Below are 16893 nucleotides of genomic sequence, written 5' to 3'. Positions count from 1 at the left end.
TTATCCTAAGAAAAAGAAGTTTTGGACGAACAGGAGGACAACGACTATGTCTATGACACAGGAGAATTCAAGTGCAGCGGTTCGCTTTTTGGAAGGGGAACGCGTCTTTTTGCGGCCGATCGGCACAGAAGATACCGAATTATACTTCCGCTCCTTGTTCAACAAGGAAACGCGAATGCTGACTGGTACACAAAAGCATTTCACGCGTGAGCAAATTCAGCGATACATCGAGAACAAGTCGCAGGACTCATCAAGCGTCCTCCTATTGATTTGCCTGTGTGAAAATGATCAGGTGATTGGCGACGTTCAAATTGGAGATATCGATCCGAAAAATCGCAACGCGTATATCCGAATTTCTATTGATCAAAATGCCTATCAAGGCAAAGGCTACGGAAGCGAAGCCCTTCTGCTGATGCTCGATTATAGTTTTGGCATCCTCAATCTGCACCGCATCGAGCTAAACGTATTCGCCTTTAACGAGCGTGCCATCCACACATATGAAAAGCTCGGCTTCCAGCGTGAAGGCGTGCAGCGACAAGCTCTTTATTACAATCATGCCTATCACGACTCTATTCTCATGTCCATGCTGGTGGATGAGTACCGGGCGAAATATGTAAAGTAACAAAGAGAAAACGCACCTGAGAATTATCAAATCCAGGTGCGTTTTTTCATGTAGGTAAACAACTTCACAAAGGCGTATAATAGTGAAAATGGTAAGAAAAACCACTTACAAACAAAAGATCAGCTCAAGAAAGAGAGAATGACATGAAAAGAAAACTCCTACTCACCATCAGCTTGTTCATGATCCTCAGTGTATTGACAGGGTTCCATCCCGCATCAGCCAACACGTTGCAACCGTCATTGAAGGCAAATTTTGTCCCTGTTTCAAAAATGGAGCTTCCTGCAAAAACCATCATCGGGTTTGGAGAGGCTACCCATGGCAACAAGCAATTTACAACGCTGAAGTTAGATATTTTTAAGCATTTGGTAGAAAAACAAGGTTATCGCGTATTTGCCATCGAAGGTGATTTCGGCGGTGGACAAAAGGTCAATGAATACATTATAGGCGGCAGCGGAACTGCCCAAGATGCCGCAAAAGCAATCGGATTTACGATCTACCATACAGAAGAAATGGCCGCCCTTCTCTCTTGGATACGCTCCTTTAATGAGCAGCGCGATGCCAAAGATCAAATTCATTTCTATGGCTATGACATGCAACGCTATGACCATAACAAAAACGGGCTATTCTCCTATTTGAAAAAAGTTGATCCGACACTCGCATCCAAATATGAGAAGCTGCTTACGAATCTGAATGATAAGACGGTGTATGATCAAAAGATCGTCCTCGTACAGGAAGCGCTCTCCCACATAAAAAGCTTGATGGAGCAGATGAAACAAAACCAAACCGTTTACATCGCGAAAAGCTCTGAGAAAGAATATGAGCTGGCTACTGCCTTCGCTGAATCAATCAAGCAAAACGCTACACTGCGCGGAACAAACGCGAACTATAGCAACACCCGTGATCGCTATATGGCGGACAAAGTGATGTGGATTTTATCCTATGAAAAGAAACATTACGGTCGCAACAACATGTTCATCGCCGGACATAATGGACACATTGAAAAGACCTCCACTTCCGTAGGAATGACAACCTGCATGGGGGCTCATCTCGCAAAAGCCTTTGGGGACCAATATTACGCAATCGGAAGTGAATTCTACGAAAGCACCTTCCTTGCCAATGACGCCACTACCAACGAGCGCAAAGCGTTTACTGTAAAAAATCGCGGCAATGATCGGCTAGCTGTTCTGTTTGCACAGACAGGCATGGAGGACGGATTCCTTGACTTTGCAAAGGCAAAGCAACACCAGGATTTTTACACCTATCTGAATAAAGCGCAGTCCATCAGTGCAATCGGTGATGTTTTTAGTGGATGGTATGGAAAAATGGAGAAGCTGTATACGTTGCAGATGGTTCCTGCAAAAGCTTTTGATGCGATCATTTTCGTGCGAACGGCTACTCCTTCGGTCATGATGACGGATTAACGGGTGAGGACATTTGCCTGTTTATAAAATTACGGCAGCCGATTACACCGGCTGCCGTTTTCTGTGAGTATGGAGCTATCGATATCCGTTAGTTTAATAACTTATGCTCCTCAAATGATATTCACCTATCTCGGTAATTTCACATAAATTAGTTACCATTAATCAACATAAAATGTGCAAAAATCTGAAGGTTTAATCTCACCACCATCAATGGAAAGAGGACTATCTTCAATAACATTGGGCCAACTGCCTGCCTTTAAGCAATGGAGGTATTTGTATGATTAATTTCTATTCTTTTCAGGGGACCGTTACAATGATAAGTGATTTCATTACAGGGCAAAATGGTGAAGGAGAGGGTTGTTATCAATTAATATCTGTAGATAACACTTTAGGAGCATTCGTTAATTTCGTAGTATCACCTACAACTTACTTTGTAGACCATGTAATGGTGGCAATAGGCGATCGCGTAACTGGATATTATGATGGGAATGCGCCTGTTCCTTTTATTTACCCTCCACAATATCGAGCACTTGTCATGGTAAAAAACAGCTCGTTTCAGAATGTAAAAGTAGATTATTTTAATAGTCAGATGGTGAGTAGTGACGGGCAATTACAAGTAAATATTTCTCCATATACACAAATCGTGTTAACAAATGGGCAACCCTTTACTAAAACCCCCGTGAACCGAGATCTAATTGTTATCTATGGACCTTCCACAAGAAGTATCCCCGCCCAAACCACACCATATAGAATAATAGTTTTATGTGAGAATTTATTCTAATTTGCTTTTTGCATAATATTAGGTATAAAAAACTCGTACATTTGGGGCGAGTTTTTTGTGCTGGAATCAGAAAACTTCATCCTCAAGTGCTTGGGCGTATACTTTTCGCGTATTTGGACTAATCCCTAGGATACGTTTTGTTAGCGTAACCCCTGGCTAAGTTCTACGATCTGATCCTTAACATTTCCACTACTGAATCCCCCGTGATAACAAACCACGTCTGCAATGTCGAGTTCTACATATTTCTTTAAAGAGAGACGAGCTGCACTCATATCCGGTGTGGTCGGGACATGAATGCCACCCAGAGACCCATTTACACTGTACATCGAATCCCCGGCTACGAGAGTCTTGCTTTGCGATAAATAAAGGCTGATATGACCGGGAGTATGCCCAGGAGTATGGATGACGCGAATTCCGCCACAAAACGGCAGTTCCTGACCGTCACTCAAGGTATGGTCCACTCTGCCTTTCGGGGGATTCTCAAGGTGCCCGTCTTTTAAAAGGGGTATCTCCCCCTGAATATACGGCTTATCCGATTCGTGTGCATAAACTTCAACATGATCGCCGCACTCCTGCAAAATCTCAGGAAGACTGCCTATATGATCCACATCCTGATGCGTCAAAATCACAGCTTTTAGCTTGTCGAACGGTACTCCTACCTTTTCCATAGCAACGCGTAAATCTTCCATTTGCCCTGGGAAGCCTGTGTCAATTAAAACAGCCATTTCCGGGTCCCACAAAAGAACGGGGTGAATGATATTCCCATGAAAATCTAGATGAAGCATTTCTACTCCCTTTGAAATTTCCATCGTATCAGGCCTCCACAAAAATTTACTTTTACGTAAATCAATATTATTATGGAGGTTTTTTTGTTGTCAACATCCGTAAACATCTTCTCTTTAAAACGGGGTCGTGCGAGACACAATCAGGCAAACCACTGCCAACTGATCGATGGAAAGTAATCGCCCCAACATTCATCATGACAGGGGAAAACAGCGGGCTGTTTTTAGTTTCAGCATGATTTGTTCTTGATGCTCTCCCCCGTAAACTTGTGCACCCAATCGTCATTCGCAGAGCAACCCACAAGAAGTAGAAACACCATCAGAAACAAGACAATGTGCCTTATCACTCTTCCTCATCCGCCCAATCCAAAAATCCGCTCAACAAGCTCGCTTCTTCCGCTTCATTTCCGCGAAGCTTTGCTTCCAGCCGGTCAATTCGCTTGTGATACGCCTCTGCGTCGGCCTTGGTCCTGTTTCGCAACAGACTCCCGCGCTTCTTCCACTGCTCATACGCTTGCTTCGCATAGTGCAAGGCCTTCTCCCAATCCTTCAACTGGTGCTCATACAGCTTGGCAGCCTCAATATACACCTCTTCCGGGACATATCCGGTGGACTGAATGCACGATTCCCAAACGGTTAAGGCCTGTTGCCAATCCTTTTGCTTTTTGTACAGATGACCGATGGCGAGCTTGGCCCGGTTGCTCCACGCATGATCGCTGTCTGCGACGAGACGATAGCCTGCCATAGCCGCCTCCTGATCACCAAGCGCATCGTACCATCTGGCAATTTCGTAACGTTCCTCGGAAGATACCGTTATTCCCCCTTGCCCAACTAATAGCCGTGTCATGTGAATATACATCGTGATCAGAGACAGGACGTCCGTCTCGTTATGTCGCAATACACCTTCGATTACTTCAGGGTCTTGGGCATGCAAAAAGTCGAAATACCGCACCGGTGCCAAATAGCCGGGCAAATCATCCTCGCGAAACACATCCAGCTTTTCCTGCTCGATAATGCCCAATCGGCACGATTCCAACTCCGCCTTCCACAGTCTCCTCGCCCCGTGCAAAAGGTCAAAATGACCAAAGGTAGGCAAAGCTGGCACCTGATCGCGCACCAGCGTATGCCTCGTCCGCACTTGTGGCCAGTCAAAGGTCTTTCCGTTAAAGGTCACCAGATGCGAAGACTTCTCGGCTTGCTCCAAAAACGATTGGTACAAGGTCACCTCTGCATGCGGTCCCGGAAGAAAATGCTGGCGCACCACGACGTGCTCCCCCTCGAAGCGACTGTATCCTAAAAGAAAAATCGCATTGCCTGCCCCGCCTGACAGCCCTGTCGTCTCCGTATCGAAAAACAGCAAGTCTTCCGGCTTCCGGCCCGCAGCGGATAGCGGATGCTCTCGACCCGCCCCTTCCCACATACGGATCGCTTCATGCAGCTCGGAAAAGGCGTAAGCGCCATGCTGCTGATCGACCGGATAGCGAACCTCGCGAATCATGACGTACTCGTCATCCCAGATGTAGGCCGAAGCCTGCATTTCCTTCCACTTATCAGCAAAAGGTATCTGTAGCTCGGCGCTGCTATCCGCTGGTAGAGCCGCCCTCAGCTCTTCCCCCGTCTCTTTCTGGAGAATGGGCGTTTTCGATTCGACTGCTGGCGTTACCGCTTTGTCCGTTTCCAGTGAGAGATGTCCCTTCATCCGTTGCAGCTTGGATTTAAGAGACATAAGTACTTCCCCCTTGAGCGATTCGCAGCAAGGTTATGGCTAGCCCCTTGCTGCCATCATCTGTCGCTCCTACACAAGATGGACAGCCTGACTCACACGGGCAAGACACAATCATCCGCTCTGCCTGCGTCAAAATCGTCTCCATTTCCTTGTACACTTGCTCGCTCAGGCCTATGCCGCCCGGATAACGGTCGTACAGAAAAATCGTCGGCTCCTGCGAATGAACGGCCTTTCGTTGCGGTATCACGTGCAGGTCCATCGGGTCACACATGACAAACAGTGGAGCCACGTGCTGCAACACATGCGCCAAACCGACCAAGCCACGCTCCACATCCTCTGTCCCAATCTCGCCGAGCAGCGCTTCGGAAAAGCCGATCCACGCGGCATTTGTATGCAGCTCCTCTTCCGGCAAATGAATCGGTCCCGAGCCGATGTTTTCATGCGTCTCGAACTTGATTTTCTTAAAGATCGTCGCCATCGCATTCACAGCCACTTCGCCATAAGCCAACGTGCTCTGCGCATGAAGACGCGACTGATCCTGCTCCAATACCTTGAGCGAGACGGCCAGGTTGGCGTCCGTGTAATAATCGACTTGGACTTTGTAATGTCTATAATAGATAGAAATAGAATCAATATTAAATAAGTAAACTTCATCATTGGTATAATGGGAAAAAAGTTTATTATTTTTATCTTTTAACCAAAAGTCAGGATAAAAATAGGAGGAAAATCTTTGGAAGTCAGTCATTTATCTAACCGTCTTTCTAACTTTTCTTATTGTGTGAAGGAAACTCCCTATCGTTATTACGAAAATGCCAACACCAGTAATCATACTTTAAATGTTAAAAAGGTCATTAGTATAGGTCTACGAGATAATGATCTCGATATCGTGTATCCAAGTCCTCTAACAGATTTTATAAAAACCATGTTCTTTGATAAAGGATTGGGAATCTCATCTCAACGTAATGCAGCCCATGTGATATGTAAATTTTTAAATTATATCCATAAAGAAATTGATCACGCCAATCCAGAATTTTTGGATCTACAATTTAAAGGCTTAAATGGATTGAAACTCCTACACGCCTCTGACTATCTAACATACCGAACAAAACTCTGTTTATCTAGAAACACAATAAAAAATGAAGAGCACTACCTGACAAACTTTTATTACTTTTTACAGGACCTTGGCATACTGGAGATAAGCCCCCAAATACGTCTTCAGGAGAAAAATAGTAAACCGATATCTCCTTTTTCCCGTCCACATTTGAGAACTCAGTTTCCTCCAAACATCGCCCCCGGTACCCTTAGATTAAAAGACTTTGGGAAAAATCGGGATCTACTAGTAAAGCTATTTATCGAGACCTCTAAAGAAATTCATCCAGAAATAACGTTGGCAATTTCATTACAAATTTTTGGAGGTTTACGTATGGGTGAGGTCCTTAATCTAAATTCTACCAGTGTTTATATTTCTAACACTGGCATGTGCATTGCCGATGTTAAGGATAGGCAGAGAGAATTATTTCACCATATAAAAAATACAAATATGATGCAAGTAAAACGCCCCAGAAAACAACAAATCCTTCCAAGTCAATATTTAACCAGCATCTTTGATAACCATATACGGGTTCTCTCAAATATGAATACAAATAATACTGCCTTATTTATCAATTCTCGACTCAAACCACTAACAATTACCTCATACACAAAAATGTTTACTAGAATAAAAAATGCATTCCTAAGCAAAGTATTAGAATTGGAATGGCTTGAGGATTACGAACTGTTGAACCAACATCAGTGGCGCAGTCATATCGGTAGAGGTATATTTACAAATTATCTAGTTGATATGGGACTAACAGCGGTGGAAATTGCTCATGCTCGTGGGGATAAAAATCTGAATTCCGCCCTTGACTATTTGGACAACAAAATGACAAGAGATAAAATCGAGTACTACACAAATCTATTCCATCAACTTGACGATGATTATCGAGGAACGATACCAAGTATAAAAATAAAAAATTGGAAGGTGATAACGTGAACCACGATTTAATTCCAATGTGGACTCTTTTGAATGGCCAAAATAAATATGAAAGGTGTATCACGAAAGAAACCCTATACAAACTTTCAGACCTTGGAAAAATCGAACTTATAAAAAACACTGAAGGAATCATTTACGTCGTAAGGAAATCTCTTGAAGATTACATTACATTTGAAGAGTCTATTCTAAGCGACTATTATAACTTACCCAATGCAATAAAAACGATGTGTGAAGCTTGTGAAGGGACAATATTAACCAGCTCTAATCATAGAAGTATGAAAGAACTGATACAAAAAGGACTTCTGCGAATGATTACAGTTGAGGTACCAATACGTGGCAGTCATTCATTCTATTGCAAAGAAGATTTACATCGATTTCTAAAAGAGTACGTCTATATTGAATTTCATACCGAAAAAAAATATGGATTTAAGTGCGGAATCGTTCAGAGGATTTCAAAAGAACATCAAATAGAGATTGTTAAGGTTGGTAGATATTATTTTTATCATAGAAACATATTAAAACTGCTCAGGGATTATCAATCATTTAGTCCTAGCGATTACTTTTCTATCAAAGAGGCGATGGACCTCTTACGATTATCAAAAAAAGATCATAAGATTTGGCACAAGCTAAACAAAGACCATCAACTTTCCTATATTAATCGAGGGCCCGAAAGATATTACTTCAAACAAGAAATATATGCTCTCCTAAATAAACAAAACGTATTTAAAGATCAACACTATTCCGCCGATGAAGTAAAAGAAATGCTGGCGCTATCTTCGCATGTACCTAAGGAATTAATAAAAATAGCTCAAGTCAGAATCCCTGTGTATGCTTCTCCTTTATTCCCGAAATTAACTGTTGCATTCAAGAAAGATACGGTAGATCATTACAAAATTGAATATTTCAAAAAAAGAGAGTTTTATTCTGTTCCGTTTTCTAATTTTATTGATTCATTTCATCATAAAATCAAAATTCTTAATCTTGATTTTAACCTATCACCTATGACAGAAAAACTTTGGATACAGTACGTTGAAAACTTCCTAACATTCTCCAATGCCAATCCGCAAACCAAAGCAGGGTACGTTTCTACTCTAGTTAATACGACTGTTCACCTTGCACATTTAGTTAGACAAGGTGAAGCATATTATTTAAGTTCTGTTGAAATAAATATGATGCTTAAAGGTATAAAACGAATTCACGGAGAGTTCCTGTATTGGTTTTTGAAAGAATTGTACGATGTTGTTTATGAAAATATAGGTACCCCACCCTCTTACGAAAAACAAGACATCCTCAATCCCGGAAATAGGGAGCAATCATATTATTTAGATATTAAACCTTATACCATACAAGAGTACAAGCTCATTGACAATTATTTAAAAGACATGAATTTGCATAAATTGAATGCGATAAACTCTGCAAGGTCGAAAGGTGAATATGCTTCCGCTTGGTTGTTCTGTTTGATACTTTTATGTAATGCTTGGAGGCCAAGTGATGTAATCAAACTACCTCGTATCGATGTTTTGCGCAAAGGAACTCTTGATATTCCTAGTTTAGAATGGTTAGAAATGAATGAAATAAATTATGATTTCGCTGAAAAAATCATTAATTTCCTAAAAATCCCTTATGCTAATGGTAGTGTCAAGGTGAACAAGACGCAGGTAAAGAATAAACTTAGCGTCTCTGATAATCTAGTTATACTAATTGCCACCGCATATATACTTTGTGAACACCACTTGCGCAATATTAAATCAAACAGCCTTTTAATCATGAATATCCCTTACAAAGAATTGCAACCGAATCGAAGGTTATATAAGATGCTCTTTTATAATTTTCCTGATTCTATCCACTTTAAAGCTCAAAAGATGAACACCACAATCATTACCTTTCTTGAAAAAATAGCAAGCGAAAATGGGGATAGTAGTATAGCACTTCAAATAAGCAAAGATTTTAGACGACATGTAAGCGAAGAGACTACCAATAGATACATTCGAAGATCTCAGGATGGCCTATACTATCTTACGAAACAAATTTTTGACAGAGGACATTTTGGCTTTGTGTATGACATTGTTGCGAGTTTATTGACAGGCGTTGAAAGCAAAAATGCACTTCGAATGAAACGTAATCAAGAAATAGAATCGGTAAAAGCAGCATTAGGCAAATATTATCAAATCGAGGCTTCTGCTGGATTCCTTCTTCAATTAAGTGAATGGGAACATACAGTTGAAGAGATCATATTCTCTCTTGGACACGAAAAAGCAACTTCCCTTTTGATAAATATCTTACTTAACAAACTACCTAGTAAAATGGAAGGGATACAATGTCTAGTCTCAATCAAAGGTTGTATAAAAGTAGGAACTGGAGTTTCTTGTGCTGATTGTGAATATGCCATTCATAATTTCTACTCTTTATCAACAATAGCAAAAGGGTTTGTAGAAACACTATCTGCTTTTGATGAGAAGTTTAAAACATCGACCTTGAAGTTTGAAAAAATAAAAATTTCAAACGAAATGCATATCAAATTCTTGCGCTTCCAAGAAGCAATTAGGAAATTTGGTAAAGAGGTTGTATACAAATTTACTGAAATGGAAAGGGAAAAAATAATAGATCTCAAGGAAAAAGTTAAACTGCCAATGATCGAATTCCGAACCATTGAGAAGTCTGTTGAGCAACTACAGATATTACAAATTGGCATCACTACATTATCTGAATAAGAAGGAGAATGAATATGCCATCTTCAAGAGAAAAACGAAAATTAGAATTAATACATGATGAAATAAAAATGGATGTAGCGTCTGATTCAAATTATTCTCCTTCAGATAGTATCATCATCGCAAAGGAAATATTAGATGAATACCGCATGAATGAAATTAATCCTTTGATCAAGGGGAAGTTCGAGGATGATGAATGGACATTCTCATGTCATTTAAAGATCGGCCACGTCATCAGAATATCTTTTCATAAGATTAAATTTGATAGTTACCCAAATATCATGTTCTCCAAGGATTATTTGCAACTAATAATTAAATGCTGGTGTACTGAACAACTATCTAAAATGCAACCTCATTCAGTGAAAACTTGTATAGAAGTTTATTTAGCAGAAATCGTTAGCCTTACATACTCATTTAGCAATATAGGTCACTATTTAACATTCTTGGAAGGCAGCGATTATTCCATTGATTCTAAGTATCTGAGACTAAATACACTTCTTAATTTTCTGGATTATATTGACTTAATCATTGATGAAAAACTTATCAAAGATATTTTGTCCTTCCGGAAATCTCTCTTACATAACCGAAAGAAAAACGTTAGGCAGCTCCCTACTGCTGAAGAGATTTTTCTGTTTTCTTGGAGCATTGAGGATTTCTACAAAGAGATTTTACACGAGGAGAACATCGAAATTCTAAAGCTACAGTTTTACCCTATATATATTTGGTGGATACTCACCAATATAATCCCAATGCGACCAAGTGAATTTTGTTCACTGGAACGAGAACACATATATCAAAAAGATAATCGATACTTTATACGGTTACCAAGATTAAAAAAACCAAAGTATAGATCAGATTATTTTCAAATCATTACAGAAGCTGAAATGAATAAAGACACTTTTGATATCATTCAAAAATATATTCGTGAAACAGAAAAAAAATTTGGTGCTACCAAGTATCTTCTCTCGTATCCTTGTTCAATATTAACTTATCCTGAAAATCGCTATAATAGAAAGATTAACAGTAACTATGTTAATACTTGCAATTTTCATGATTTGATCGGCAGATTTTATAGAGATGTTGTCAACAAAATTTATGGAATTAAATTAGAAGGGAACCAACAACTCACAGGAAACGATACACGCCACCTTGCTTTTACTGCTCTTATGCTACAAGGCTACAGTAGACCTGAAATCGCTCGTTTAGGTGGGCACTACTCATTAACAGCCCAGATGCATTATCAAATGCATCCAGACTATTACTTCGCTGTTTCTATTAAGAAACTAAAAGATCAGTTTCAATTACGAACGATTAATCCTCAATTATTTGGAGACCATGATGTACTGTATAACAAAGTTGTGACTGATGTATTGGCAAGAGAAACTGCATCAATGGCTGGAAAACTATCTATTGGTTATTGTACCGATCCTTTAGTAAGGTGCGAATCCCCTACGCATATATTTTGTAAGCATTGGAGAATTGATCCCGAGGAACTTAAACATAAAGAAACGAAAGATCTCCTAATGAGAATGATCCTTGAAAGAAGAAATCACATTAACGAACTGGCAGATTTTCTCTTTCACCTAAATGAAAAACTTATTTTTCCTAATGAATCCGAATTGAATGAAGAAATCTTATTGAGGAGGACAAAAGCAAAAGAACTAGACGACAGCCTTCATCAAATTTCAAAATTGGAGTTAGTTTTAAAGGGGGATCTATTATGAAAAAAAAATCTGGCCGAACCGCTGGAAGAATCCCTAATAATCAAAAAGCAGATCCTATAGAATTACATCGTATTATTGCTTTGTTTAAACAGCAATACGGAGAATTAGAAAAAATCACTGGTGAAAGGGTCCATAAGTACGCCCTACAGCTAGAGAAACAGAAGATAATCAGTAAAGCTTTTGGTGAAAACTTTTGGACTAAAAAACAGTACCTTGGATATCAGATTATTGAAGAGCACAAAAACATGTATTCTTTTATTGTTAAAGAGACTCAAAAACAAAAATACAAAATTCCTGATGTAGCAGCAATTGTAAATAAAAGAGATCCAAACAATGAGTTAATTCAAGAACTACTCCCTCTCCAAAACTTCGCCTTAAAAATGATTGCAAAAGAAAAAAATTTTGAAGAACAGATCTTAACTCTGCAAGCTCAACTTGACTCAAAATATCAAACAATTATTCATTTAAGGGAAAAAGTTGCAAACCTTGAACAAGCCTTATTTGAATTAATGTGGTACTCAACAGACAGAAGGAGCAGTCTAGAAAACACCATGTCATTAACTCAAAACAAAAAAATCCTAGAAGCTGTTTCTCAAGTCTTTTCCAATCCTAAATCATTTTATAGCTGGTATTCTGAAAAGGTGGCATTAGAGCTTGAACAAATCACAGACGCATCTCAGAACAAGAATGTAGTATCTTTCGAGAAGGCAGCAAAACAAAAAATTTTAAGTAGTCTCGCTAATGATTACGACGATCTTTAAGACAAACTTAACACTTAGGCTAATAATCGATCCTATACCCTATACGAATCAAAAAATCCCTTTGCAAAACCAAGGCAAGGGATTTTATCTTTAAAATATTATGTACCTTTTTCATCATCTTTTCTTACACTTAGGCCCTCATGACGTTCTTTAGTTGATCAAAGGAATATAACCACGTGTTTTTGTGTGATGGGATATCGAACCTCCCGTACGTTACATAATCGTCCTCCAATATGTTTATCGAACATTGCTTATCTATCAAAAAACATACTAACGATACACTCAGAACAGGATTTGATTCGGTTTCTCTTTTGCTAAATCGGTTTAGCTTATCCTTAAGAGACATAGGCGCTTCCTCCTTGGGCAAGACGCAACAAGGAAAGGGCTAACTCTTTCTCACCATCATCTGTAGTACCGATACATGAGGGACAACCAGTTTCACACGGGCAGGAGCAAATAAGCTTCTCTGCTTGAACCAGAATGGTTTCCATTTCCTTATGAACTTGTTCACTTAATCCGATACCTCCAGGATATCGGTCATAGAGAAATATTGTTGGCTGACCAGAATGAACCGCTTTTCTCTGAGCGATGACATGGAGGTCACCTGGATCACACATGACAAATAATGGAGCGACGTGTTGAAGGACATGAGCAAGACCAACAAGTCCTCGTTCCACGTCTTCCTTTCCAATCATCTCGAAGACACTCTCCGGATAACTAATCCAGGCTGCGTTGGTATGAAGCTCTTCTTCAGGAAGATGGATAGGACCCGACCCAATGTTTTCATGTGTTTCAAATCTAATCTTCTTAAAGATCGTCGCCATTGCGTGCACCGAAACCTCGCCATAAGCAAACTCAGCTTGTTGTAAGCGTCGTGCTTGATCTTCTTCTAAAACTTTCAGCTGTACTGCCAGATTTGCGTCGGTGTAATAATTCACCGTGATTTCTCGCACGTATGCTTTTTTCTCTTCGTAATCCAATTTTTCCACTTGATACTGAATTCCTTGGTGCAAATAGATAGCTTCTTCATGTAAAAGTGTTAATGAGCTAAATCTGTCCATCTCTCCTATTACTCTTTCATTTCCACGTTCCGTAATATCAATAATGACCACATTTTCCTGCGAGGCTGAACGAAGACTAATGTTGTGCGCAGGAAAAGAATCATTCATCCAAAACCAGTTTCCCTTTGAATGATGTAAAATTTGTTCTTCGGTTAAAAACTCCAAAATCTCCACAATTTCCGCACTTCCGAACAGATCTCCCTCCTTAAACGGCAGTTCATAGGAAGCACACTTGATATGATCGACCAAGATAATCAGGTTATCTGGATTGATTCGAGCTGTTTCTGGACTTCGCTCAAAGAAATATTCGGGATTTTGAATGACGTATTGATCCAAAGGCGAGGAACTTCCAACTAGGACCACCACCGATTCACCCTGGCGTCTTCCTGCCCGCCCTGCCTGTTGCCACGTACTTGCAACGGACCCCGGATACCCTGATATTACACATGCTTGCAATTGACCGATGTCTACCCCTAATTCGAGTGCATTTGTGCTAACTACTCCAATAATATCACCTTGTCGTAACCCACGCTCAATCTCCCTTCTTTGACTAGGGAGATACCCTCCTCGATATCCTTGTATAGTTTTCGTCCCTAATTTCCGTTTGATTATTTCTTGGAGATATTTCAAGAGGATCTCAACACGAACTCGGCTACGGGCAAAAAGAATTGTCTGTATTCCATTCGATAGAAACCTCTCAGTGATATCCCTAGCTTCAAGTGTAGTACTCCGCCTGATGTTCAACTGTCGGTTAACGATAGGCGGGTTATAGAAAATAAAATGCTTCTTTCCTGATGGAGCACCATTGTTATTTACCAGTTCCATTTTTTCTTCGGTTAGTTGTTCAGCTAAATCCTTTGGATTTGCGATAGTTGCAGATGTACATATAAATTGCGGGTGACTCCCATAGAATGCACAAATCCGTTTCAATCTGCGTATTACATTTGCAACGTGGCTGCCAAACACCCCTCGATATGTATGTAATTCATCAATCACTACAAAACGGAGGTTTTCAAAAAAAGAAACCCATTTTGTGTGATGGGGTAATATGGCAGAATGAAGCATATCAGGATTGGTTATAACGATATTCCCTGCCTTACGAACCATTTGGCGAATATTAGCTGGGGTATCCCCATCGTACGTTTCAGATTTTATGGAAAATCCCATTTCACTAACAAGTTCAAGAAGCTCGCTTTTTTGATCTTGCGCGAGCGCCTTGGTGGGAAAAAGGTAAAGAGCACGTGCCTGTGTATCTTCCGATAAGGTCTGTAAAATTGGCAAATGATAGCACATGCTCTTCCCTGATGCTGTTGGCGTTACTGCTACAATGTGCTTCCCATCTCGTATCAAGTTATAAGAAGTTTCTTGATGCGTATATAAAGAGACGATCCCTCTTCTGTTTAAAGTTTCTTTGATTCGATTATCCATATCATTTGGAAAGGAAACGCTTTTCGCTTCACGCGCCGGTATAACGTTCCAATGGACAATATTAGCTCGGAAACGATCGTCCTGTTTTAATTGATCTAGTATTTCTTCAATCTTCATTTTACGATTCATCTTCGTCACCTTCTTTGAATCAATTTTACGAATGGACGTTCGGGATGTAAATGGCTTTCGCTTAAATAACGAAAACCATCCAGAAAGTTTTTTCCCATCTCATACACGTATACTTTGTTGCTCCTGTTTAGTCATTTTAACATCACTGTGTTTTTAGTACTAAAACGTCCGAACATAGTACATATAAAAAATAGCCCAAGGTCTGTTGATCCTTGTGGCTACTTTTTATATGTATCAATTGTTGTGAGTATCTCTCTCGCAAATCCTGCCACCATTTTTATATCTTGAACATCTCTATGTATTAACAATTCATGCAGCGTGTCCAAAATGGCTTCCTTTTGTATTCTTTCTGGACTTTCAATTATTTTATACGTTTTAAATACATCTGTAGGATTCAACTCTAAAGCAATTAGTATTCTTTCTAATGTATCGAGCTGCATATAGGTTTGACCCCTCTCGATCGAACCAATATATGACTGAGGAATACTCACTTTTTCGCCAAGTTGTTCTTGTGTCAGTCCTTTCGCCTTTCTTTGTGAACGAATTCGTTGACCAATAAATTTCGCAAACTGAGACAAAGTGACCCCTCCCCTTCTACAAGAGTAGGTAACATCTCAGCTTACTTACAGACAGTAATTCTAGATATTTCAATTTGAAAATATATGTTTTTACATCTAAAATATGTTGTGTACATTACGATTAGGGAGAAATCATATGTCTACAAACACTTTGCTAAATTCCATTGTTATAGAGAATGTCCTCCAAAGCAAAATGCGAGGGAAAGTGACCTACCAAAGTTACTTACCCTCCACAATCGCATTGAATTTAACCTATGTGAAACCTTATGATCAGCCTTCAGGCAAGGGATATCAAAGACCTATTGATCCAAAGAGGGCAAGTGACTTCGCCTTATACCTCTCTAAAGGTGACGATTCTTTGTTTACCCCTATATTGCTAAACGCAGCTGGTAACTGGGATTTTACTTCTTACGATAAAACGCGTCCCTCTTTAGGGAGACTAGTTTGCAAGGCAAAAGCATCACTCATGGACGGACAGCATCGTATCTTTGGTATTCAACAGTACATTCAGGAAACTCAATCGGAAATTAGTATCCCCTTTCTAGCATTTCATTACCTTGACGAAGATGAAGAAATTAACTTGTTTGACACTATTAATACAAAAGCAAAAGGAATAGGTCCTTCTTTAAGTAAATACTTGAGAAGAGATTCTGATGAGATAAGTTGGATTGCCACTGAATTGCTTACGTCGAGAAAAAGCCCATTTTTTGAAAACGGTAGTATTATCGGAAAAAGAAGCAAAGGTCGCCACATAACCTTACAGAATGTGTATCGGACTGTTAATTTACTTACTTCAAAAATACCAACCTTACCTAAGCAAGAAAAATTAATTGCGGCCATAGAATTTTACTCTGCATTGAGAGAGACCTTCCCTAACGAATGGGTTGATTATAAAGGTAGTAAATTGACTCATATCGTTTGTCTTGATGCCCTTTCCATGGCCGGTAGTCAAGTCATTGTTAAATCGCTAAGTGAAAATAAACGCCACATTGATATTAAGCTATTGAGACGTTACGTCGTTAACTTAAAACTACAAGTTGATTGGTCTACTGATGGACGTCTTAAATATGTAAAAGGTATGAGTGGTTCTAAACAACTTGCGAATGAACTCAAAGAAATCATGCTTCCTGATGAATAATA

The 16893-nt window shown here is 39.7% G+C and carries 12 protein-coding genes and 1 pseudogene; 8 read left to right on the top strand and 5 right to left on the bottom strand.

What is annotated here, in order from left to right:
• Positions 1-46 precede the first annotated feature (46 nt).
• From C7R93_RS06285 to C7R93_RS06275, 3 genes are all read left to right on the top strand, one after another.
• A complete protein-coding gene (locus C7R93_RS06285; RefSeq protein WP_106838003.1) occupies positions 47-622 on the top strand; it encodes a GNAT family N-acetyltransferase in 576 nt (191 codons plus the stop codon).
• Positions 623-765: 143 nt separating this feature from the next.
• Positions 766-2043: an erythromycin esterase family protein gene (locus C7R93_RS06280; RefSeq protein WP_106838002.1), complete on the top strand. Its 1278-nt coding sequence runs from the start codon at positions 766-768 to the stop codon at positions 2041-2043.
• A gap of 277 nt (positions 2044-2320) precedes the next feature.
• Positions 2321-2824, top strand: coding sequence for a hypothetical protein (locus C7R93_RS06275; protein ID WP_106838001.1), 504 nt, complete (start codon positions 2321-2323; stop codon positions 2822-2824).
• A gap of 140 nt (positions 2825-2964) precedes the next feature.
• Here the strand turns inward: C7R93_RS06275 and C7R93_RS06270 are convergent, their stop codons facing one another.
• From C7R93_RS06270 to C7R93_RS06260, 3 genes and pseudogenes are all read right to left on the bottom strand, one after another.
• A complete protein-coding gene (locus C7R93_RS06270; RefSeq protein ID WP_106838000.1) occupies positions 2965-3633 on the bottom strand; it encodes an MBL fold metallo-hydrolase in 669 nt (222 codons plus the stop codon).
• A gap of 316 nt (positions 3634-3949) precedes the next feature.
• Positions 3950-5332 carry a ribonuclease H-like domain-containing protein gene (locus C7R93_RS06265; protein ID WP_106837999.1) on the bottom strand — a complete coding sequence of 461 codons (1383 nt, stop codon included), beginning with the start codon at positions 5330-5332 and terminating at the stop codon, positions 3950-3952.
• A pseudogene (locus C7R93_RS06260) lies at positions 5322-5933 on the bottom strand (Zn-binding domain-containing protein); the annotation flags it as partial. The pseudogene C7R93_RS06260 and the gene C7R93_RS06265, both read right to left, overlap by 11 nt.
• Positions 5934-6062: 129 nt before the next feature.
• On the opposite strand from C7R93_RS06260, the gene C7R93_RS06255 reads away from it, so the two are divergent.
• The 4 genes from C7R93_RS06255 to C7R93_RS06240 are packed head-to-tail and all read left to right on the top strand — an operon-like array spanning position 6063 to position 12557.
• Positions 6063-7364, top strand: a complete 1302-nt coding sequence (locus C7R93_RS06255) for a hypothetical protein (protein ID WP_106837998.1) — start codon at positions 6063-6065, stop codon at positions 7362-7364.
• Entirely contained in the window at positions 7361-10075 is a 2715-nt protein-coding gene (locus C7R93_RS06250; RefSeq protein WP_106837997.1) for a hypothetical protein, read from the top strand. The genes C7R93_RS06255 and C7R93_RS06250 overlap by 4 nt, the downstream gene beginning before the upstream one ends.
• Before the next feature lie 14 nt (positions 10076-10089).
• The gene (locus tag C7R93_RS06245; RefSeq protein ID WP_158264009.1) at positions 10090-11796 is read left to right on the top strand and encodes a site-specific integrase; all 1707 of its coding nucleotides are present in this window, start codon (positions 10090-10092) and stop codon (positions 11794-11796) included.
• The gene (locus tag C7R93_RS06240) at positions 11793-12557 is read left to right on the top strand and encodes a hypothetical protein (protein WP_106837995.1); all 765 of its coding nucleotides are present in this window, start codon (positions 11793-11795) and stop codon (positions 12555-12557) included. The genes C7R93_RS06245 and C7R93_RS06240 overlap by 4 nt, the downstream gene beginning before the upstream one ends.
• A 335-nt stretch (positions 12558-12892) precedes the next feature.
• Here the strand turns inward: C7R93_RS06240 and C7R93_RS06230 are convergent, their stop codons facing one another.
• Entirely contained in the window at positions 12893-15175 is a 2283-nt protein-coding gene (locus C7R93_RS06230; RefSeq protein WP_106837993.1) for a DEAD/DEAH box helicase, read from the bottom strand.
• Positions 15176-15393: 218 nt separating this feature from the next.
• Positions 15394-15753: a helix-turn-helix domain-containing protein gene (locus C7R93_RS06225; protein WP_106837992.1), complete on the bottom strand. Its 360-nt coding sequence runs from the start codon at positions 15751-15753 to the stop codon at positions 15394-15396.
• 136 nt (positions 15754-15889) lie between these two features.
• Here C7R93_RS06225 and C7R93_RS06220 point away from each other — a divergent pair, with 136 nt between their 5' ends.
• Positions 15890-16891, top strand: a complete 1002-nt coding sequence (locus tag C7R93_RS06220) for a DGQHR domain-containing protein (RefSeq protein WP_106837991.1) — start codon at positions 15890-15892, stop codon at positions 16889-16891.
• Positions 16892-16893: the final 2 nt, after the last annotated feature.

It is taken from the genome of Brevibacillus fortis, from assembly GCF_003013395.1.
Taxonomy (GTDB): domain Bacteria; phylum Bacillota; class Bacilli; order Brevibacillales; family Brevibacillaceae; genus Brevibacillus; species Brevibacillus fortis.
This window is presented reverse-complemented; position numbering and strand designations above follow the sequence as displayed.